The organism is Pedobacter deserti, assembly GCF_024436415.1.
In the GTDB taxonomy this organism is placed as follows: Bacteria; Bacteroidota; Bacteroidia; order Sphingobacteriales; family Sphingobacteriaceae; genus Pedobacter; species Pedobacter faecalis.
Genome location: NZ_JAFMZQ010000001.1, coordinates 1633160 through 1655317, shown reverse-complemented (window position 1 = coordinate 1655317; position 22158 = coordinate 1633160). Strand labels below are relative to the sequence as shown.

The following is a 22158-nucleotide window of genomic DNA, read 5'->3' as shown; positions in this document are numbered from 1 at the left end:
TCCTGTTAATTAAATCCTCCTAATTGTTGCGCTATACTAAAATGGAACTGACCCTTGTTGGCGTCAGGAATACCGGGAATCTTATCAAACCCATATCCATAATCGATTCCCAGCATGCCGAATATCGGTAAAAATATTTTTGCACCCAAACCTACCGAACGACGAATGTTGAAAGGGTTGAAGTCGCCAAACTTATCCCACGTGTTACCTCCCTCTGCAAAGCCGACAAGGAACGCTGTAGCCTGCTGACTGGCGATGACAGGATACCGAAGCTCCATGACATATTTGGTAAATATCGGACTGCCGGACTGCTGCGCGACCGTAGGATTAGATCCTACCGGTATCACAGAGTTGTTAGCATAACCGCGCATTGCGATTAGTTCAGACCCTTGTAAGAAATCAAATCCCTGCATTCCGTCTCCCCCTAACTTAAACCGCTCAAACGGCGACTGTCCAACAGCCTGGTTGTAAGAACCAAGAAAGCCGAACTGGGCCTGAGCCTTCACTACAAACTTACCCGCTAAGCGCTGAAACCATTGGGTTTCAAACTTCCACTTATGATATTCAGTAAACTTATAACGCTCTTTATCGGAAGCTGTTGCATAGTTAACATTATTTAACAACGAATATGGTGGAGTGGCTTGTATAGAAAATCTGAATATTGAACCTTCAGTAGGAAATATCGGCGAATTTCTGGAATCCCTGCTAAGTTCCTGAGTAAGGTTGAAATTGAAAGATGTTCCATTTCTAAACAGATAGCCTGGGTAGTTATTCAGAATATATTGTTGTGCATTTATCGCGTGAGTGAGTTGGAAATAATTGTCCGGGAAATTTAATCTTCTTCCTAAACTAACCGTTACACCGTTTAAACGGATCTTAGAATACTCTGGACTCTGTCTATTGCGAAAACCATTCGATTGTAAGGAAGTAAAAGCACTTATACCAAAGCTGATTGGCTTTTTACCACCAAGCCATGGCTCGGAAAACGAAAAACTGTATGACTGGTAATATTTACCATTCGTCTGCCCACGGAGACTCAACCTTTGCCCGTCGCCTTTTGGTAGCGGCTTATACGCGTCCAGGTTAAACAGGTTCTTCAACGAAAAATTATTGAATGTTAACCCAAGCGTTCCAATTATATTACCCCCGCCGAAACCACCTGAAAGTTCGATCTGGTCTGAAGGTTTCTCCTCTACAGTGTACTCAATATCGACAGTTCCGTCAGCAGGATTTGGTCGCGGAGTCGGTACAGTTTTACTCTCATCAAAATTACCTAGCTGGCCGATCTCACGTACAGTACGGATCAAAAGATCTTTTGAAAACTTCTCGCCTGGTTTTGTTCTGATCTCTCTAAGCACAACTCGATCATTTGTAATCGTGTTTCCCTTAACTGTAATACGGTTGTTTGTATACTGCGGACCCTCATAGATGCGCATTTCGATATCAACGGTATCATTATATATCCGTGTCTGAACTGGCTCCGCGCTAAAAGTCAGATAGCCATCATTCAGGTAAATACTCGAAACATCGTCCCCGTTTGCGCTTCCGCGCAATTTGGTTTCAAGCTTCTCCTCACTGAAAAGTTCGCCTTTCTCAATTCCCAGAGCTTTCTCGAGCATTTCGGTTGTATACTTTGCATTCCCCACCCATGTGATATTGCCGAAATAATACTTAGGTCCCTCAAAAAGATCGATGTTGATTCCGACCGACTTCTCATTATATGGATAGATGCTGTCTTTTAATAAAGCCGCATCACGGTAACCCCGTTTATGCATCTCAGCGATAAGCTTCAATTTGTCCTCTTCATATTTCTCTTTACTGAACTTTCCGGAACCAAATAGTTTGTAAAAGGCTTGTTGCTTGGTCTTCTTCAGGAACTTTCTCAATCTGGCATCTGAAAAATCCTTATTTCCCGTAAAGTTGATTTGCTTAACCTTCATCTTTCTGCCTCTGTCAATAGTTACCTGGAGTATCATCCCATTGTCTATGCTCGGATCTGGCTTGGTAGCATAGTCAACCGAGGTAAAGAAATACCCTTTCTCAGAAAGATATTTATTAATAACAGCCGTTGTGGTGTTGTATAGATTCTCGTTGATAATTGACTTACCGCTCTTATCTCCCAGCTTCTCGAGAATATCCGTTTTCTGGGATTTACTTACGCCTTCTATTTCGAACCCTCCGAGACGCGGGCGCTCGACGACTTTGATATCAAAATATACGGTATCCTCAACGATCCGTTCAATATCTAGCTGTATGTCTTCGAACAACCCCTGAGCCCAAAGATTCTTGATTGCGTTGGCAGTGGCATCTCCGGGTAAAAGAACTCTATCCCCTTTTGATAGCTTGGTAAGTGCTATAATCACGTCCTTATCCAGGTGTTCCGTGCCGGCAAGTGTAATGCCTCCGATAATATACTCCCTAGGATTAAAATAGTCTAGATCAGTACCTTTAACTTTAAGAGATGGTAATGTCGGGTTTATTTGCGGCCGTGTTATCTGCGCCAATGCTGGCAAACTCAGCAACAACAGTACTGTAAGCTGGTATATTATTTTTTTCATTTAGATTCTTAAAATCGATGCTAAGTTAATTTAAACACATGTTAAAAAGTGTTAAAAGTAAAATTAGTTGACTTGTTCACTAGTTTTACCGAAGCGTCGCTCACGTTTTTGATAATCGACGATGGCTTCAAACAAATCTTCGCGTCTGAAGTCTGGCCAAAGCTTATCTGTAAAATAAAGCTCGGTATATGCCATCTGCCAGAGTAGAAAGTTACTTACCCTGTGTTCTCCACTGGTCCTGATCATTAGTTCAGGATCCGGCATGTCCACTGTGGTCAACATAGCCGAGAAGTGATGTTCATTGATATCCTCAACTTTTAACTCGCCACGAACAGCTTTCTCGGCCAGTTTTTTTGCGGCATTAATGATTTCCCATTTTGCACTGTAACTAAGCGCCAGAGTCAGCGTGCATCTTTTATTAGAGGACGTTTTTTCCATAGCACTGGCGAGATCCTCTATACATTTTTGAGGCAATGAAGCAATATCACCTATAGCATTAAGCTTTATGTCGTTTTTTGTCAACGTAGGCGTCTCCTGATTGATTGTGGAAATGAGTAATTCCATCAGTGCATTTACTTCTTCGATAGGTCTGTTCCAGTTTTCGGTAGAAAAAGCGTAGACTGTAACGTACTTGATTCCGATGTCAGCGCAGCCTTCAACAATGTCTTTAACTGACAGGACACCGCTTTCATGTCCGAAATGCCTTATCTTTCCTTGATTTTTTGCCCAGCGACCATTGCCATCCATAATGATTGCAATATGCTCTGGTAACTTTGTTAGATCAATCTGTTCTCTGAAACCCATCAATTATTCTTCGATATACTTAAAATGTATAGCATTTTTGGGACACAAAGGTATAAGATATGCCAATACCAACAAACATATATGTATCTCTTTTTCTAAAATCGCCTCGTTGAGTATATTGCAGACTTTCAAAGTTTTGCAGGGAGGGGTTCGACAGGGATTTGGCTTCATTAATGCGTTCAGGCTTAAAACCGGCAACCTCCCAGTAGTTTTCTCCGGGATAGGTTTTGCTTACATCGTCTATGTAATCTGTAAAAGCCGTCCTGTATCCAATCTGGGTAAATAGTCCCCAGTTTTCCTTAAGTTGAAATTTCAGGCCTGCGCCATAAGGTACAGTGAACGCGTAATTGCGGTATACTACATTTTGACCCTCCGTCCTGTAATGTCTCAATACCACATCGTAAAGGTCGTACTTTGAATAATTGGCCTTGGGATTAAACAAGATACCACCCGCCCCCACGAAAAGATATGGTGTAAATTTTCTTCTCCCGCCCCCTGCAAAGTAGTCGAAAAAATTAAAATCAACCTGTAGACTTGCCTCATTGAGTGCTGTAGTAAAGTTAAGCCCTCGTTGTCTAAATTCAGGCTCATCAGATTTAAGGTCGTTTGCACGTATCTTTCCATAGGTATAGTTTGCGCTTAGAGACCAGTGGGCATCAAAATTCATCTTAACATACCCTCCTGCCGATATCCCGCTGATTTTGAGTAGCCTATTGACGTTCAGATCGCCTACATACCCGGAACCACCAATCCCAGCGCCTACTTCAAGTACCTGTGCTTTAAGGCCGAGGTTGAGAAAGAGTAATATTATGGTGACTGTCCACGCTGGCTTTCCCATCTTAGTAATTTCGGGTATCAATACCCCATAGTAATTTATTTCTTAAGGTAGTTAAGTAGCTTTCAGTATTTAGCCTAATAAGATTTATATTGAATTTTGCCCTGCTCAGAACAATTTTTGCGGATTTGTCTACTGTAACAGTCCTGGAATCGCAGGATACAAGGAATTTAGCGCTCCTCGCCTCAATCTCGAAAGTTAAAGATACGTCATCTGGAATTATTAATGGTCTGACGTTGAGGTTATGGGGAGCTATCGGTGTAATAACTAAATTTTGAGAGTTCGGATAAATGATGGGTCCGCCACAACTTAAAGAGTAGGCTGTAGAGCCCGTGGGGGTAGCCACAATGAGACCGTCTGCCCAGTATGAATTTACAAACTCATTGTTCATATAGGCATGGATAATCATCATGGCTGAATTATCTCTCCTATGAATCGTAACGTCATTCAACGCAAAGTTCTCCTCAGCAAACAGTTTTTCGCTAGACTCGAGCCTAAGCAATGTGCGTTGGTCGAGCGCATATTCCTGCCTTTGCAACGCCGCAATGGCGGCGCGTATGTCATTTTTGTTTATACTGGCTAAAAACCCGAGGCGGCCAAAATTTATTCCTATTACAGGTATGCCTGAATCACGGACAAGGGACAGCGTATCTAACAAAGTACCATCGCCCCCCAGACTTAAAAAAACGTCGGCCTGTCCTAATAGTTCCTGATGGTTTCTAAAAATTAAAATGTTATCTGGCAGCTTCACCTTGTTTCGAACAAACACTAAATAAGGGTGGTAAATAAGTGTCTGGATCTCATGGGCGTTTAATACGTCAAACACCTCCTGAACATACGGAAGCACGCTGTTATTAAATTCTCTGCCATAGATTGCTATCCTCATTAAAAAATATCCATTATTTATGACACTTAGACATTTAGATAATTCATCAAAGAATTATACCTATCAGCGGTACCATTATCCGATGTTGTTGTGTTAAACACAGCATTTACCTGATAATTGAAGCGTTCGAATGAGGCTATGATTGCAGAAAGATCGGTCCGGTTAATCTTCAATGTAACCTCTAGCTTTGTGGATTCAGGAAACGATTGTACGTATGAGGACAGTATCTGCGCGTTATCTGCCTCAACAATCTGGGCCATGTGCGCCAAAGAATTGTTTCTATTACTGATCTCGAGAACAATAATCCCTCCCTGCTCCTTTACGGCGTATAGGTTTGAGATGTATTCCAGTATATTATTACCCGAAATTAAACCCAGGTAGTTTTTCTTATAATCGAGAACTGGAACTACAGAGAGATGAAGCTGATTAAACAGCCTTATGATATCGTACATGTGGGCGTCCTCAAACACAAATGGATTGAGAATTGACAACGGTAATGCACCAATGGCGGTGTCTGGATCAGCTATTTCGATAAGTTCTTCTTCGGCAAGTAATCCGAGAAACTGTGTTTCGTTTACTATAGGCAGATGGGATAATTTGAACTCTGTCATCCGTTCCAGAGACTTCTGAACTGAATCGGACGTCCGAAGCGGCGGAATGGTGTTAGATATGAGTTCAGACGCAAACATTATTTTAGTAATACTCGGGTTAGAAATTTCTCCAAATACATATTAAACTCTGCAGGTCGCTCCATCATGGGTGCATGTCCACATAAATCTACCCAATTAAGTTCAGAATTAGGCAAGAGTTGATGGAATTCCTCCGCTACTTCGGGAGGCGTTACTTTATCCTGCCTGCCCCAAATCAGGGATACAGGTATTGTAATTCTGTGAAGTTCTTTAGCCATGTTGTGTCGGATTGCGGATTTAGCCAAGGTTAGTATGCGTATTACCCTTGACCGCTCATTTATGCTTCTGAAAACCTCATCAACAAGTTCCTTTGTAGCTGTAGCGGGGTCATAAAAAGTAAACTCAACTTTCTCTCTGACATAATCGTAACTCTCGCGCCTTGGAAAAGAACCTCCGAATGCATTTTCATACAAACCAGAACTTCCTGTCAAAACCAAAGCTTTAACATGCTCCTGATGCGCAACAGTAAAAACAAGCCCCACATGACCGCCCAAGGAATTTCCAATAAGAACTACCTGCGGTAACCTTTTATATTTAATAAACCTGTGCAAAAATTTGGAAAGGCTCTTCACCCCCAACGTGAGGATTGGCAATTCATATATAGGTAATATGGGAACAAGAATGTGATAGCGATCTTTAAAACGATCGATCACATCTTCCCAGTTACTTAATTCGCCCATCAAGCCATGAAGTAATACTAGGGTTTCTCCCTTCCCAGCCTCTATATATTTGAACCCGTCACTTTCTATTACTTCGTATTTCATATTTTGACCAATGTAGATAGTACGCTACTAAGTTAGTGCGCTGGAATCAATTTAATGCAATTTCGAACACTTATTTTAAGAATAGACTCCAGCAAAAACACACAATTTATGCCAATTCTTGTTTTACTATTTCGGCAATAAGCTTCCCATCCGCCTTTCCCGCGAGCTCCTTATTAGCAAGACCCATAATCCTCCCCATGTCTTTCATAGAGGAAGCACCGGAAGTTTCGATAAGCCTGGAGATGACTTTTCTGACAGCCTCTGCATCCAACTGGCTAGGCATGAAGTCACTTATAACGGCGATTTCTTCTTCTTCGATGGCACTCAAATCCTCTCTGCCCTGCTGCTTATAAATATCGGCTGACTCCCTGCGCTGTTTAACCAACTTCTGCAAAATTTTCAGTTCGCCTTCTTCTGAAATCTCGTCTGTAGATCCTTTTTCTGTTTTAGCAAGCAAAAAAGCTGCTTTAATTGCTCTCAATCCTCGTAACCTCGCCTGATCTTTAGCCAGCATGGCATTTTTTATTTCCTGATCTATATTTTTCCCTATCATATTATCGTATTTATCGTCTATCAACTATAGTTGCGCTAGCCTGGGCTGCAGGCATAATAAGCATTTCATTAATATTTACGTGAGCTGGCCTGCTAACTGCAAACCAAACCGCTTCTGCTACATCGCCCGCGGTGAGCGGATCCAAGCCTTCGTACACCTTCCTTGCCCGACCTTCATCACCCTTGAAACGAACTTTGGAAAATTCAGTCTCCACCATTCCCGGACTGATTGCGGTAACTTTGATGCCATAGGGCAATAAGTCTATACGCATTCCTTTGTTAAGTGCATCGACAGCAGCTTTCGTTGCACAGTAAACGTTACCATTGGGATAAACTTCGTGCCCGGCAATTGACCCTATGTTGACGATATGACCTTTTTTTTGCGCTACCATCCATGGTGAAACGAGCCTGGTAACGTATAAAAGTCCTTTTACATTAGTATCAATCATGGTATTCCAGTCGGCAATGTCTCCTTGGTGGATGGGATCTAAACCCTGGCTCAAGCCGGCGTTATTGATCAGAATATCTATTTTTTTCCATCCGGATGGAAGTGCCTCAAAACAAGCGGAGATTTCTTCCAGATTTCTTACATCTGCCACAACCTTCTTAACCTCTACCTCGTACCGCTTTGTTAGTTTAAGAGCGGCTTCATCTAGCTTATTTGCGCGCCGACCCACTAATATCAGGTGATAACTATTTGCCGCAAGCAAATCTGCGCATGCCGCGCCAATGCCGGAGGTGGCGCCCGTTATTAATGCAATTTTTGACATGATGAATAATTTAGAGACAAAGCTAAAAATTTTTGAACCTGCGCTATTCAAAAAACAAACTGAAGGTCAGATTTCTCAAATTCAGTTTATCAATTGGAGAAGCAAAACGATGATTTTCATGTTGTAAGACATCGCCAGCCGAGTATGATAATTTTATTTCTGGTGACATCTTAAAATACTCAAAATAAAGATCGAAGCCCACCCCGGTCTCATAGGAAAAATAGCCCCGTTTGGAATTTATGAATTTCTCTGCCGGATCGGTAACCAGACTATTGTTCGTTTTCTTTCTGGACGATATGTCTGCAGTAAACTTTACACCACCAAGCATGTAGGCCCTGAAGTTTGTCCGCCTGTCGGACTTAAGCTTAAAACTTAAGGGCAGCTCTACCAGCGTTCCGTTGACTTTCTTTTCCTGGTTCTGGTCAGCATTCACGTACTGATATCGCAATAGCTTATCACTAAATGCCAACACTGGCGTGAATCGCAGATCTGAATGACTGTTTACGCGTTTGTTCACCACAAAACCGATACCGAAACCGGGGGTACTTTCTGAATATAACGCCCTGAGCTCACCAGGTTGTACTCCTTGTCCGATGTTGTCCTCGTACACAGATCGCCAATCACTTTTTTTAGATATTTTGTACTCGGATGAAATATACTGGAATGTGAACCCAAAATGGATATCTGTGTCATCCACACCGCCTCCCCAGTTCTGCCCCAAGGCGCAGGGGCTGATGAAGATTAATAAAAAAAGGGGTACATACGCTAACTTCATTTAATACCAGTATAGATGGCACTGATACCGAAGGTGAGCCGCCTTTCTTCTGTTTGCATGAACCCTACTTTTTCTAACAGTGCTGTAAAGTCAGACCCATCGGGGAAAGCTGAAACAGACTCAGGAAGATATGAATATGCTCTTGAGTCGTTGGAAAAAATCCGCCCCAGCGATGGTGTAATACATTTAAAATAAAGATTATAAAGCTGTTTTACAGGAAATATCCGGGGCTTGGAAAATTCCAGAATAACAATTTTTCCGCCGGGTTTAAGTACTCTATACATGTCTAACAGCCCTTTTTGCAGATTTTCATAGTTCCTGACACCAAATGCAACAGTAACCGCATCAAAGTGGTTATCCTCGAAGCCTAAACTTTCAGAGTCCCCGGTCTGCACGGAGAAGACGTGCGCCATACCGCGGGCATTTATTTTGCTGCGTGCAATATTGAGCATACCTTCCGAAATGTCGACACCAATTATCTTTTCCGGATGCAAGGTCTTTATTGCTTGAAAAGCTAAATCACCAGTGCCGGTAGCTACATCTAAAATGACCCGCGGACGAGATGCCTTTAACGTATTTATTGCCTGTCTACGCCATATTATATCGATACCTAAAGACATGAAGTGATTTAAAAAATCATATGTCCTGGATATATTATTAAACATTGTCGCCACCTGCTCCTTTTTAGCAACGGTGTCTGATTGGTACGGTGTAATGTTTTCGTTCATGTATGAGGCAAAGATAAGTATTGTTGAAAACTAATTTTCTACCTTTGTATATGATTATAAAATCGGCAGCATTCGTTTGCAGTAACACGAAGGTTTCAGCCTTGCCCCCACCTAACCTCCCTGAATATGCTTTTATTGGCAGATCAAACGTAGGAAAATCATCGTTGATCAATACGCTCTTAAAACAAAACGGGTTAGCTAAAACCTCCCAGAAACCCGGGAAGACACAACTGATTAATCATTTTTTGGTCAACCAGGATTGGTATATCGTCGATCTGCCGGGATATGGTTATGCGAAAGCATCAAAAAGCAGCAGGGAACAATGGGAAAAATTTATTCGCCATTACATCACCAAGCGTGAAAGCCTGCAATGCGTTTTTGTTTTAATCGACAGCCGCCTTGAGCCGCAAAAGATTGATCTTGAATTTTGTTACTGGCTGGGAGAAATCCAGATACCCTTCTCTCTGATATTCACTAAAGCCGATAAACAGTCTGCATCGAAGACAGACAAACATGTATCTCTCTTTAAAAAGGCCCTTAGTGAATGGTTCGAAGTGATCCCATCTTACTTCATAACTTCTTCCGAAACCGGGCTGGGCAGGGAAAATATACTAGAATTTGTTTCAGCAGTCAACCTGGATTTTGTTATGCCACAACCGAGTAGCGCGAAAAAGGAACCACTGCCATGAAAAAATACTTTTCCCTGGTGCTCTTTGCCCATTCTGTTTTTGCACTGCCATTTGCATTGATCGGCTTTTTTCTTGGAGTCACCACTGTACAGACGTCATTCGAATGGGATCTGCTATTGAAGGTACTGTTCTGTATGGTTTTTGCGAGAAATTCGGCTATGGCATTTAACCGCTATCTCGACAGATATATTGATGCTAAAAATCCCCGGACAGCTATGCGCGACATCCCGGCGGGCAAGGTCTCGGCCAACGAGGCGCTGTTGTTCGTAATCATTAACGCTGTTTTATTTGTGGGAACTACCGCACTTATTAACCCCTTGTGCCTGTACTTGTCACCGATAGCGCTGTTTGTTGTACTGTTTTACAGCTTCACAAAACGATTTACGGTGTTTTGTCATCTTGTTTTGGGGGCGGGTCTAGCGTTGGCTCCCGTGGGTGCTTTTGTTGCTGTGACAGGCTTTTTTGAAGTCGTGCCTGTTCTTTATGCCTTTGCCGTGCTATTCTGGGTGAGTGGTTTTGACATCATTTATGCACTTCAGGACGAGGAGTTTGACCGCGGTGAAGGATTACGATCAATTCCTGTGGTCCTCGGAAGAAAAGGCGCATTAAGATTATCAATAGCGCTGCATATGTTATCGGCAGCGTGTGTTATTATTCCTGTGTTTTTTATAGCATTTGGTTATTTTTACTATGTAGGTGTTGCTTTCTTCTGTTTCATGCTGATCTATCAGCACAGTTTGGTAAAACCCTCAGATATAAGTAAGGTTAACAAGGCATTCGCAACTACTAACGGCTATGCATCCGTTATTTTTGCCATTTGCTTCCTTGTTGACATTTTCATTAGAACAACTCATTAATATTTACAATGGACTTGACTCTGACTAAAAAGAAAAGAAATTATGTTCCCGATGATCTTACTATGACATGGGATAGCCTGGAGCCGATCTTCAACGAACTTTTAACCCGGAATATTGATAATGTTCAACAGCTCGTAAAATGGCTTCAGGATAAGAGCGAGCTCGAAGCAGCACTTGAGGAGGATTTTGCATGGAGATATATAAGGATGACCTGCGATACGACCGACGAAGAGCTTGTTAAAGATTTTCAATACTTTGCGACCCAGATTGAGCCAAAGGTATCTCCGATAGCAAACCAGCTTAACCGTAAATTTAACGATAGTCCCTTCATAGATGAATTAGACCAAGCCAAATACTTTGTATATATCCGCGGAATAAGGAAGTCGATAGAAATATACCGGGATGAAAACGTCGATTTGCTGACCAAACTTCAGGTTACCCAACAAAAATATCAATCGGTGACAGGTAAGATGAGTGTAGTTATCAATGATCACGAATATACGCTTGAACAGGCTTCGAACTTTATAAAAGACACCGACCGAGCCGTACGCGAACACGCGTGGAGAGCGATACAACAGCGCCGGCTGGTCGACAGGGACGAGCTCAATATCCTTTTTGATGAGTTGGTGGCGACGCGGCATAGAGTTGCGCTTAACGCTGGCCTTGAAAATTATAGAGATTATATGTTCCAAGCTCTTGGCCGCTTCGACTATAGCCCTCAGGACTGTTATCAGTTTCATGAAGCGATAGAGAAGGAGATCGTTCCTATATTGCGGAGTCAGGCCGAAAAACGTGCCGAACGTCTAGGGATCAATAAATTGAGACCATGGGATTTGGATGTAAACACCTCCGGAAAACCAGCCTTAAAACCCTTCAGAGATGGCTCGGATCTGATCGACAAAACAATCAAGTGCTTCAATGCCATCGACCCGCAACTAGGACGAATGTTAACTGTCATGAAAGCGAATAATTTATTTGACGTGGATAGTCGAAAAGGTAAAGCACCGGGAGGGTATAATTATCCGCTGGCTGAAACCGGTGCCCCGTTTATATTCATGAACTCAGCAAATGCGTTACGCGATCTGACAACGATGGTTCACGAAGGCGGACACGCTGTGCACACCTTTCTCACGGCGGATCTGGAGCTTAATGACTTTAAACACTGCCCCGCAGAAGTAGCTGAATTAGCATCCATGAGTATGGAACTCTTGTCTATGGACAAATGGGATATCTACTTTGAGAATGAGGAGGAATTGCAGCGTGCCAAGCGCGAGCAACTTACTGATGTACTCAAAACTTTGCCTTGGGTCGCTGTAATCGACCAGTTTCAGCACTGGATATATACCAACCCAGGTCACAATGCAACCGATCGGGAAGAAGCATTTAAGCAGATCTATATGCGCTTTGGAGGCGGATTCGCGGATTGGAGTAGACTTGAATCTGAACTTGGAAATTTATGGCAAAAGCAATTACACCTCTTTGAGGTTCCGTTTTATTACATAGAGTATGCGATTGCGCAATTAGGTGCGATTGCTGTGTGGAAAAACTATAAAGAAAACCCAGATACTGCGCTGAAGCAATATTTACAAGCCTTATCTCTTGGTTACAGCGAGCCAATTGGCGATATATACAAAACTGCAGGGATACCTTTTGATTTCAGCCTATCATACATTACCGAATTGGCGACCTTTATTAAAGTAGAACTTGACAAGCTAGACTAATAAGATACATGCTTAAAAAACTGTTTAGAAAAAAGACTGTAGCTGAAATTCTCGAAGGTGCGGCTGACCGTCATGACGATCAAGGCACAGCCTTACACCGAACGCTTACTGTTAGAGACCTAACTTCTTTCGGTATCGCAGCGATAATTGGGGCGGGCATATTCAGTACTATTGGGAAGGCAAGTGCAGACGGCGGCCCGGCGGTGATTTTCCTTTTTATTTTTACGGCAGTCGCTTGCAGTTTTGCTGCGTTTGCATATGCGGAGTTTGCATCGATGGTACCTGTATCGGGCAGCGCGTATACGTATTCGTACGTGGCTTTTGGTGAAATTGTCGCCTGGATCATCGGTTGGTCATTAATTATGGAGTATGCGGTCGGAAACATTACCGTTGCTATTTCATGGTCCGATTATTTTACTGGACTTCTATCCTCCTTACGAATACCTTTTCTCGGGATTGACGGAATAAATCTGCCAGACTGGATGACAATGGATTATCTCACTGCTTTTAACGGGCATCTGCAAACTGAGAGCTTGCTTAAGGCAGGGAAAAGCTATGCAGATCTGGACGAAGCTACGCGACTTGCAAATAATGCCTGGTTAACTGCACCACAAATTTCGGGGTTCCATTTTGTGGCTGACTTGCCAGCCCTTGGTATCATTATATTTATTACGTGGCTGGTGTACCGTGGCATGCGCGAGTCCAGGAACGCTAGTAACGCAATGGTGGTTGTAAAGTTAGCCGTCATATTGCTCGTGCTGGCAGTCGGCATTTTTTATGTTGATGTAGACAATTGGAATCCCTTTGCTCCCAACGGCATATCGGGTGTCTTGAAAGGGGTGTCTGCGGTTTTCTTCGCCTACATCGGATTTGATGCAATTTCTACTACCGCAGAGGAATGTAAAAATCCACAACGCGACCTTCCAAGAGGTATGATGTGGGCTATCGTGATCTGCACGGTGATTTATATTGCTATTGCCCTGGTGTTGACAGGCATTGTCCGGTATGACCGTTTGGCCGTAGGGGATCCGCTCGCCTTTGTTTTTGAACAAATAGATTTACGTTTATTAAGCGGAGTTATCGCCGTGAGTGCGATATTTGCTATGGCCAGCGTATTGCTTGTTTTCCAAATGGGGCAACCAAGAATATGGATGAGCATGAGCAGAGACGGCCTTCTTCCGAAATCTTTCTCCAGGCTGCACCCCATCTATAAAACCCCTTCATTTTCAACTATCGTAGTTGGCTTTGTTGTTGCAGTACCCTCCTTGTTCTTAAACTTAACGACGGTTACAGATCTGTGTTCAATCGGGACATTATTCGCATTCGTTCTAGTTTGTGCCGGGGTGCTGGTTTTGCAAAACCGGACTGATGTACAGCGTGGGAAATTCAGGACGCCCTATATCAACTCGAGATATATAGCCCCTATTGGGTTCATAGCTGCCATAATTTCGGCCGGGATGTTCTTTAAGGCTGAGGCATCTTCCTTTTTATTCAACACACCAAAAATAAAGGATCCTACTACGTTGATCACTTCTCTAGATGGAAGCGAACTAGAGCTATTAGGGAGGGAAATTAGCAATAAGACGGCTGCCTCTTCAACCCCTATCACGGATCTTGAAGCTTATCTAAGTGCCCAATCCTTAGATCAGTACGAAAAATTTGTGGCTGGTTCCGCGCTGAGTTATGAAAAAAAATATGAATACGGCTGGACTTTGTTTAAACATAAAATACCTACCTGGATATTTTTGAGCATCTGCCTGATCGTATTATATTATTGCATTAAGGAGCAATTGTCTTTAATCCCAGTACTAGGATTACTCAGTTGCCTTTATATGATGTCCGAATTAGGTATTTCCAATTGGATTGGGTTCGGAGTATGGCTGGTCGTAGGTCTTGTCGTATATTTTCTCTACGGGTATAAGCATAGTAAATTACGACGTGCAGAAACGTAGAGGAAATTCCCCAAAAGCACCAAAGATTAATAACGTTTGAATTTATTTTCAAATATATTCTACATTCTGAGAATATATCTCTACATTAGATTTAAAATTCAACAATACTCAAAGGCATTGTTGAATTACCCCTCCTAATTATCCCTATAATTGTTGGTTTGAGTACCTTCAATAAGGCTCCGCCCGGAGCCTTTTTTTATGCCGGCAATCTATTCAGTTCGATGTCATCAGGCGTTACGAAGATCAACGGTACCTTTTCTACATCGACATAACTGGAATCAAGACCAAAACTTCTTTCTTCTGAAAGGCTTAACCTCTTCAAAATAAAATAATAATCCATCACCGTGCGTTCATAGAAAGATAGATTAGAAAACTTGGAAAGGTGCTTCTCCAATAGTACAAATCTGAAATCACCCGCAATTTTATGCCTGTTCAAAGAAGTATACTGACTTGTAATGTCGACTTCACCATTTTTAACAAGCTCTTCTACAACCTTTCGGTATAGGAGGTTGACCCTCTGCTCAACCCGGAACCCTAATTTAAAGTCTATACGAATCAGCTTTCCCGGGATTAAAAACTCCACCTTGTATTCTCTAGTAAACGGTTCGTCAACTACATCTACGTGTACGAGCCAGTAAATGTCCGCTCGCTTGGGTTCTTTCTGAATGATAGAATAGATAATCTTTGATTCAATCTCCGTTTTAAAGTTGGCACTGGTTAGATAAACAAGCTGAGAAGAATATTTCGGTACTGAAATGTCGGAACTTAGCTCACTTATGATTTGGTAATAGTCTTCGATTTCGACGTATTTAACAAAACGGTTTTTTATTTTTCTTGCGATATACCAACTCCACATTACCGTAAAGAGCGCCATCCCTATCATCACAGTAACCCAGCCGCCGTGCAGGAACTTTGCAAGATTACCGACCAAAAAAGTAACTTCAATTAAGCCATAGGTAACGAGAAAGGCGACAATAGCATAGGTTGGTACTTTTTTTCGTTTCATATAAGCGGCGACTAAAATTGTAGTGGCCAAAAACGTGATATTTATTGCCAATCCGTACGCTGCTTCCATATTTGTGGAGCTTCGGAAAACCAGCACGATACATATACAGCCTACCCACAAAATCCAATTGATAGAGGGCACATAGATCTGCCCTTTTTGATTACTTGGATAGTTTATCCTGACCTTGGGCCAGAGATTAAGCCTGACCGCTTCTGATATCAATGTAAAGGATCCGGTGATCATAGCCTGGCTCGCTATCACCGCGGCGCAGGTAGCCAAAGCCACCATGAATAGCAGGTAGCCTTGGGGAACGATCTCAAAAAACGGATTAATATCACTGTTGAAGCCCCCATGATGCAAAACCCAAACTCCCTGTCCGAGATAGTTAAGGATAAGCATCGCTTTAACGAAAATCCAGCTAATACGGATATTCTTGCGACCGCAATGGCCCATGTCAGAATATAGGGCTTCTGCCCCGGTAGTACATAAAAATACGCCTCCTAATATTAATAATGCAGTGGGGCTTACAGAAATAAGTTTGACGGCATAATAAGGGTTCAGTGCGCGTAGAATAGATATATCCTGAATAACAAACAAGAATCCGAGCAAGCCTAATACACTGAACCAAAATAACATAACAGGACCAAACAGCTTACCAACCAGGTTAGTCCCAAATTGCTGTATGATGAAAAGAACCGTGATAATTGCGAGAACGATTGGGATGACCTGAACCTCAGGAAACTTTAGCTGCAAACCTTCGATCGCCGAAGTAACTGTTATGCTTGGAGTTATAATCCCATCTGCTAACAAAGCACAACCGCCTACGACAGCGGGCACTACCAGCCATTTTGCATTCTTTCGAACTAAGGAATAAAGCGAAAATATACCGCCCTCACCTTTGTTGTCAGCTCGAAGCGTTATCAATACGTATTTGACGGTTGTTTGTAAGGTGAGCGTCCAAATGATACAGGAAAGCGCTCCAAGCACTAATTCCGTATCAATGATTTGACCACTGTCTATTACTGATTTGAAAATCGCCTTGAGTGTATAGAGCGGAGATGTACCGATATCTCCATAAACGATTCCTAAGCTTACCAGCAACCCGCCGGCGGTTAGCGCATTTAAATGCTTTTGACTTGACACTTTTGCATGAATTTAGGCGACAAAATTACAACAAATTCTAACCTCACCTCATTTTTATTAAAATGAGCCTAACGCCATTATGTGTTAAATATTGTTAAATGTTCTTCTGCCGAACAAAACGATTGAAGATTTTGTTTTTTTATTTATATTTTTGGACGCACCAAACATGAGCAAAAACAACCAAATAGCGCTTATAATGCATTTCATATGCTTACTATTTGTAGGTCAACTCGGCATGAACCAGAGTTTTGCTCAAAAGGCTGACAGCGCCTTAAACAGTATGCGTGCGAAGAAAATCAATAAAGTACCACAAATTAAAGTAGATCTTCCGAATTATAGGGCTAAGTATTATTTAGGGAAAATACCTTACGATGGTTTCTCCAACCTAAGAGGCTTGGATTACGTCCCCCAGAGGACTGAAAAAAACCTAACTGTTCTTAAAATTTATCCCAACCCGGTAAATGACAAGGTTAATCTCATTATTCGTCTTGACCAGGAAGCGAATTTTTCCGTCAGGATACTTGATATGCTTGGCAATGAAGTGGTGACTTTGGCTAACGAACGACTAAGAGAGGGCGAGCAGACTAAAAACTACGCTATTCCAAATCGATTAAACCCTGGTGTATACTTTTTGAGAATTTCGGCAGGAGCTGAAACAATAGTGAAACGGATATCTGTTTTGTAAGCACACTGATTGGATGCTCTTTATAGAATATGAAGATAATTGCTATAGGAAGGAACTACGCGGCACATGCGAAAGAATTAAGCAATCCGGTACCTGAAACACCTGTAATTTTTTTAAAACCTGATACTGCCCTTTTAAGGGATGGAAAACCTTTTTATATCCCCGATTTCTCGTCCGATATCCATTACGAACTTGAGGTAATATTAAAAATATGTAAAGAAGGTAAACATATTTCCGAAAAGTTCGCATCAAACTATTACGAAGAAATAGGACTCGGGATTGATTTCACCGCGAGGGATATCCAGGCAAAACATAAGGAAAAAGGGTTGCCATGGGAATTGGCCAAGGCATTTGATCATTCCGCGGCAATCAGCAATTTTTTACCAAAGTCAGACTTCCAAGACATCTACAATCTTGATTTTCGACTGGACGTAAACGGGGAAACGAAACAGCTTGGCAACACGCGCGATATGATCTTCTCATTTGATAACATCATATCATTCATATCAAAATATATTACATTAAAAAAAGGGGACCTAATTTTCACCGGTACGCCAGAAGGCGTAGGTCGCATAGTCCCGGGCGATAAGTTACAGGCTTGGCTATGCGGACAAGAGCTATTAAAATTTGACATCAGGTAGTATGATCAGAATTTTATCAGTTCTTATAATCTGGGCAATTGTGCCAATATTCGCGTATAGTCAACCAGTATGGAGTAACAACAAATATCCGTTGGTTGACTTCCGTCAGCCCCTGGACATCAAACCTCCAGCGCTTTCCGGCTCTTTTGGTGAATTGCGGTCTAATCACTTTCATTCCGGACTTGATTTCCGCACCAATCAACGCGAGGGCTATCCGGTTTTTGCTGTGGCTGATGGCTTCGTATCGCGCCTTAGAGTGCAGAATGGAGGCTTTGGACTTGCCTTATACGTTAACCACCCCAATGGATTCACTTCTGTATACGCGCATCTCCAGCGATTTGGCCCGGAGATAGCCGATCAGGTAAAACGCATTCAATACTATAAAAAGTCATTTGAGGTAGATGAACTTGTTGATAACTCGCTCTTACCAGTACGAAAGGGACAGGTGATCGCTTATTCGGGGAATACCGGTGGATCGGCCGGACCGCACCTCCATTTTGAGATAAGAGATTCTAAAACGGAGGCAACTATAAATCCTCAACTATTTGGCATAGAGATACCGGACAACGTTCCCCCCGTGATACATTCATTATATGTGTATCGATTGAATCATAAGGTTTTTAATGAATTGACTCCAAAACAGTACTTTCGGCTTACTGGTTCAGCTGGAAACTACCGGATACATCACGTAACTACCCTGCGCCTGGGCGGTGAGGTAGGGTTCGGAATCGTCACAAACGATCGCCATACCGGCGCTTCTGGCCTGAATGGCGTGTACGCGATTCAACTTGAACTTGATGGAACGGTGATATACAGTTCCTCTATGGAACGCTTTGAGTTCGTTAACAGCAGAGCCATCAATGCTCATATCGATTATCCGCATTACCTTAAAACCAAGATATCGATTCAAAAGAGTTTTGTTGATCCTGGCAACCCGCTTAAAATTTACAGTAATATTCTAAATTATGGCCGCGTAACATTTAATGACGGCAAACTTCACCGGATGAAATACACGGTAATAGATGGCCGCGGAAATAAGAGCACCTTAACGTTTAACGTTCAGTCGGACAACCAAGCGGTCATTAAAACGCCGGAGGTTAAGGCAGATACAATCTTTAAATTCACCGATAGAAATGAATACATTAAGGATGATGTGAGGGTGATTTTGACCAAGGGAACGCTTTATAACGATGTCTATTTCTCTGCCAAAAAGTTGCCGCGCCAGTCATATAATGTATACTCATCATCCTATCAGATTCATAACAACAAAGTTCCATTGCACACGGGGTTTGAGCTTTGGATAAAAGCTGACAGCACTTTGATCCCTTATCAGGAAAAGGCTGTGATCCTTAACGCATCCGGAATATCACAGGGCGGATCATTTGAAGACGGTTACGTTAAAGCAACGCCACGAACTTTTGGTAATTATTATATTTCTGTCGACACAATAGCCCCAACCATCACCCCGCTCAATATATCAGAAGGAAAACGGATGGGAAACGTGAGTAAGGTAACGTTTAAAATAAGGGATGACCTATCGGGTCTTAAAAGCTTCAACGGCTATATAGACGACAAATGGGTACTTATGGAATTTGACGCTAAGACCGCAACGCTCTGGCACACCTTTGATGATCTTACGTTATCTGGTAAACATACCTTTAAGCTTGTTGTTACAGATATGAAAAACAACGCCAAAACGTATAATGTAACCTTTTACAAATAGCAGCATGACACAACTAAAAGCAGGTCAAAAGGCCCCGGACTTCATTGAGAAGGACCAGAACGGTAATATGGTTTCCCTAAGCCAGTTTAAAGGAAAGATAGTTATCCTCTATTTTTATCCGAAGGATGATACGCCTGGCTGCACAGCGGAAGCATGTAATTTCAGAGACAACTATGAAAGTTTGATCGGGAAAGGGATAGTTGTATTGGGTGTAAGCATTGATGATGAGAAATCCCACCAGAAGTTTGTTACAAAACACAATTTACCTTTTCCCCTGCTTGCCGATCCGGACAAAAAGCTCGTTGAGCTATATGGTGTATGGGGAGAGAAAAATATGTATGGTAAGATTTATATGGGTACAAACAGAACAACATTTGTTATTGACGAAGAAGGATATATCTTACATATCATAACAAAAGTTGACACAAAGAATTCTTCGGGCCAGGTGCTTAGCCTGCTTAGTTGAAATTTCATTTTTTTTCGTTCGCTATGGTTAGTACCCTAGTTTTACATAAGTTTGCTATTATTTTATATAACCCCCAAATAAATGAAACATACAATTAATGAATTAACGGACATCGCTTCTCAGGTTCGAAGGGACATTGTAAGGATGGTCCATGCCTGCCAGTCAGGACACCCTGGGGGGTCACTTGGCTGTGCAGATTTTATGACGGCTCTTTATTTTGAGGTGATGAATCACTCATCGGATTTTCAGATGGATGGAAAAAACGAAGACTTGTTTTTCCTGTCTAACGGACACATATCACCTGTTTTTTATAGTGTCTTAGCAAGATCGGGATATTTTGCGCTTAGTGAGCTGGCTACTTTCAGAAAGCTTGATTCGCGACTACAAGGACATCCTACAACGCATGAAGGACTGCCCGGAGTGCGTGTAGCTTCGGGCTCATTGGGACAAGGTATGTCTGTGGCCATAGGTGCGGCTTTAGCTAAAAAGCTCAATAAAGACTCATCCATTGTATTTTCACTGCATGGTGACGGAGAACTGCAAGAGGGTCAAAACTGGGAGGCCATCATGTATGCGCCGTTTAATAAAGTAGATAATTTGATATCTACTGTTGATTACAATGGCCAGCAGATCGATGGTCCAACAGAAAAAGTCCTTTCCTTAGAAAATTTACGTGCTAAATTTGAAGCCTTCGGCTGGCATGTGATAGACTCCGACGGGAATGATATGGATAGCATTGTAAAGGCCCTCCATTACGCCAAATCGCTTACCGGAAAAGGTAAGCCAATATTGAACTTAATGAGCACCCAAATGGGTTATGGTGTTGACTTTATGATGGGGTCACACAAGTGGCACGGCGTAGCGCCGAATGACGAGCAATTAACGACAGCGCTTGCGCAACTTACCAGTACTCAAACTGATTACTAAGATGAAGAAATATACATACACGGAGAAGAAAGATACGCGCTCCGGATTTGGCGCAGGACTGTTGGAGGCCGGCAAAAAGAATCCAGAAGTTGTCGCCTTATGCGCTGACCTCGTCGGATCGTTAAAAATGGACGCGTTTATTAAAGAATTTCCCGAACGCTTTTTCCAGGTGGGAATTGCTGAAGCGAACATGATAGGAATCGCTGCAGGACTTACCATCGGCGGTAAAATACCGTTTACCGGAACGTTCGCCAACTTCTCAACCGGAAGGGTTTATGATCAAATTCGTCAGTCGGTTGCTTATTCTGATAAAAATGTCAAGATATGTGCCTCTCATGCCGGCCTTACGTTAGGAGAGGATGGTGCAACCCACCAGATTCTTGAAGACATAGGCCTGATGAAAATGCTCCCAGGCATGACCGTGATTAACCCTTGCGATTACAACCAGACTAAGGCTGCTACTATCGCCATTGCTGAACACCATGGACCAGTGTATTTGCGGTTTGGAAGACCAGTAATACCTGTGTTTACAGATCCGGACCAGAAGTTCGAGATCGGAAAAGCATGGATGGTGAATGAGGGTAAAGATGTAACTATTGTAGCTACAGGACATATGGTCTGGAAAGCAATTGAAGCGGGCGAAAAATTAGCTGAATTGGGAATCGATGCAGAAATCATTAACATCCATACAATAAAACCACTTGATGAAGAGGCCATTCTGAAGTCGGTTAAAAAGACAGGATGCGTCGTTACCTGTGAAGAGCATAATAAGTATGGCGGCCTGGGAGAGAGCATTTCGAGACTATTGGTAACCGAACTACCAACGCCTCAAGAATTTGTTGCTGTTAACGATAGCTTTGGAGAAAGTGGAACCCCGGATCAGTTGATGACAAAGTACGGACTGGATAGCGCCGATATAGTTGCAGCAACACAAAAAGTAATGAAGCGCGCAGGCAAGTAGAAAAGCCAATTTCGGAAACAGCAACA

Annotated in this window: 21 protein-coding genes; 10 read left to right on the top strand and 11 right to left on the bottom strand. The window is 42.4% G+C overall.

What is annotated here, in order from left to right:
• Positions 1 to 5: 5 nt before the first annotated feature.
• From bamA to ubiE, 10 genes are all read right to left on the bottom strand, one after another.
• Positions 6 to 2558: an outer membrane protein assembly factor BamA gene (bamA, locus tag J3P40_RS07525; protein ID WP_256004276.1), complete on the bottom strand. Its 2553-nt coding sequence runs from the start codon at positions 2556 to 2558 to the stop codon at positions 6 to 8.
• A gap of 63 nt (positions 2559 to 2621) precedes the next feature.
• Positions 2622 to 3362, bottom strand: coding sequence for an undecaprenyl pyrophosphate synthase (uppS, locus tag J3P40_RS07520; protein WP_256007058.1), 741 nt, complete (start codon positions 3360 to 3362; stop codon positions 2622 to 2624).
• A gap of 19 nt (positions 3363 to 3381) precedes the next feature.
• A complete protein-coding gene (gene porG, locus J3P40_RS07515) occupies positions 3382 to 4200 on the bottom strand; it encodes a type IX secretion system protein PorG (protein WP_256004275.1) in 819 nt (272 codons plus the stop codon).
• Position 4201: 1 nt separating this feature from the next.
• Positions 4202 to 5083 carry an NAD kinase gene (locus J3P40_RS07510; RefSeq protein ID WP_256004274.1) on the bottom strand — a complete coding sequence of 294 codons (882 nt, stop codon included), beginning with the start codon at positions 5081 to 5083 and terminating at the stop codon, positions 4202 to 4204.
• Between the two features lie 26 nt (positions 5084 to 5109).
• Positions 5110 to 5772 carry a CBS domain-containing protein gene (locus J3P40_RS07505; protein WP_256004272.1) on the bottom strand — a complete coding sequence of 221 codons (663 nt, stop codon included), beginning with the start codon at positions 5770 to 5772 and terminating at the stop codon, positions 5110 to 5112.
• Positions 5772 to 6536, bottom strand: a complete 765-nt coding sequence (locus tag J3P40_RS07500) for an alpha/beta fold hydrolase (RefSeq protein ID WP_256004271.1) — start codon at positions 6534 to 6536, stop codon at positions 5772 to 5774. Before J3P40_RS07500 ends, J3P40_RS07505 begins: the two co-directional genes overlap by 1 nt.
• A gap of 106 nt (positions 6537 to 6642) precedes the next feature.
• A complete protein-coding gene (locus J3P40_RS07495; protein WP_256004270.1) occupies positions 6643 to 7089 on the bottom strand; it encodes a GatB/YqeY domain-containing protein in 447 nt (148 codons plus the stop codon).
• A gap of 10 nt (positions 7090 to 7099) precedes the next feature.
• Positions 7100 to 7858: an SDR family NAD(P)-dependent oxidoreductase gene (locus J3P40_RS07490; RefSeq protein WP_256004269.1), complete on the bottom strand. Its 759-nt coding sequence runs from the start codon at positions 7856 to 7858 to the stop codon at positions 7100 to 7102.
• A gap of 43 nt (positions 7859 to 7901) precedes the next feature.
• Positions 7902 to 8633, bottom strand: coding sequence for a type IX secretion/gliding motility protein PorT/SprT (porT, locus tag J3P40_RS07485; protein WP_256004268.1), 732 nt, complete (start codon positions 8631 to 8633; stop codon positions 7902 to 7904).
• On the bottom strand, positions 8630 to 9361 hold the full coding sequence (gene ubiE, locus J3P40_RS07480) for a bifunctional demethylmenaquinone methyltransferase/2-methoxy-6-polyprenyl-1,4-benzoquinol methylase UbiE (protein ID WP_256004267.1): 732 nt from the start codon (positions 9359 to 9361) through the stop codon (positions 8630 to 8632). The genes porT and ubiE overlap by 4 nt, the downstream gene beginning before the upstream one ends.
• Positions 9362 to 9411: 50 nt before the next feature.
• On the opposite strand from ubiE, the gene yihA reads away from it, so the two are divergent.
• Genes yihA through J3P40_RS07460 form a run of 4 tightly spaced genes read left to right on the top strand, consistent with a single transcriptional unit; the run spans position 9412 to position 14580 of the window.
• Complete coding sequence (gene yihA / locus J3P40_RS07475) at positions 9412 to 10050, top strand: ribosome biogenesis GTP-binding protein YihA/YsxC (protein WP_256004266.1); 639 nt, start codon at positions 9412 to 9414, stop codon at positions 10048 to 10050.
• Positions 10047 to 10907: a UbiA-like polyprenyltransferase gene (locus J3P40_RS07470; protein WP_256004265.1), complete on the top strand. Its 861-nt coding sequence runs from the start codon at positions 10047 to 10049 to the stop codon at positions 10905 to 10907. The genes yihA and J3P40_RS07470 overlap by 4 nt, the downstream gene beginning before the upstream one ends.
• Before the next feature lie 8 nt (positions 10908 to 10915).
• Positions 10916 to 12628, top strand: coding sequence for a M3 family oligoendopeptidase (locus tag J3P40_RS07465; protein WP_256004264.1), 1713 nt, complete (start codon positions 10916 to 10918; stop codon positions 12626 to 12628).
• Positions 12629 to 12636: 8 nt separating this feature from the next.
• A complete protein-coding gene (locus J3P40_RS07460; RefSeq protein ID WP_256004262.1) occupies positions 12637 to 14580 on the top strand; it encodes an amino acid permease in 1944 nt (647 codons plus the stop codon).
• A gap of 196 nt (positions 14581 to 14776) precedes the next feature.
• Here J3P40_RS07460 and J3P40_RS07455 read toward each other — a convergent pair whose 3' ends face one another.
• Positions 14777 to 16729, bottom strand: coding sequence for a KUP/HAK/KT family potassium transporter (locus J3P40_RS07455; protein ID WP_256004258.1), 1953 nt, complete (start codon positions 16727 to 16729; stop codon positions 14777 to 14779).
• A gap of 166 nt (positions 16730 to 16895) precedes the next feature.
• Between J3P40_RS07455 and J3P40_RS07450 the strand changes: the two genes are divergently transcribed.
• The 6 genes from J3P40_RS07450 to J3P40_RS07425 all read left to right on the top strand — a co-directional run bounded on the left by J3P40_RS07450 (position 16896) and on the right by J3P40_RS07425 (position 22132).
• Complete coding sequence (locus tag J3P40_RS07450) at positions 16896 to 17414, top strand: T9SS type A sorting domain-containing protein (RefSeq protein WP_256004255.1); 519 nt, start codon at positions 16896 to 16898, stop codon at positions 17412 to 17414.
• Between the two features lie 29 nt (positions 17415 to 17443).
• Positions 17444 to 18055 carry a fumarylacetoacetate hydrolase family protein gene (locus J3P40_RS07445; RefSeq protein WP_256004252.1) on the top strand — a complete coding sequence of 204 codons (612 nt, stop codon included), beginning with the start codon at positions 17444 to 17446 and terminating at the stop codon, positions 18053 to 18055.
• 1 nt (position 18056) lies between these two features.
• Positions 18057 to 19778, top strand: a complete 1722-nt coding sequence (locus J3P40_RS07440; protein WP_256004249.1) for a peptidoglycan DD-metalloendopeptidase family protein — start codon at positions 18057 to 18059, stop codon at positions 19776 to 19778.
• 4 nt (positions 19779 to 19782) lie between these two features.
• Positions 19783 to 20244, top strand: coding sequence for a thioredoxin-dependent thiol peroxidase (bcp, locus tag J3P40_RS07435; RefSeq protein WP_256004247.1), 462 nt, complete (start codon positions 19783 to 19785; stop codon positions 20242 to 20244).
• Between the two features lie 81 nt (positions 20245 to 20325).
• Positions 20326 to 21171, top strand: coding sequence for a transketolase (locus J3P40_RS07430; protein ID WP_256004246.1), 846 nt, complete (start codon positions 20326 to 20328; stop codon positions 21169 to 21171).
• Position 21172: 1 nt separating this feature from the next.
• Positions 21173 to 22132 (top strand): transketolase family protein, encoded by a 960-nt coding sequence (locus J3P40_RS07425; RefSeq protein WP_256004245.1) that lies wholly within the window; start codon positions 21173 to 21175, stop codon positions 22130 to 22132.
• The last annotated feature ends 26 nt before the right edge of the window (positions 22133 to 22158 follow it).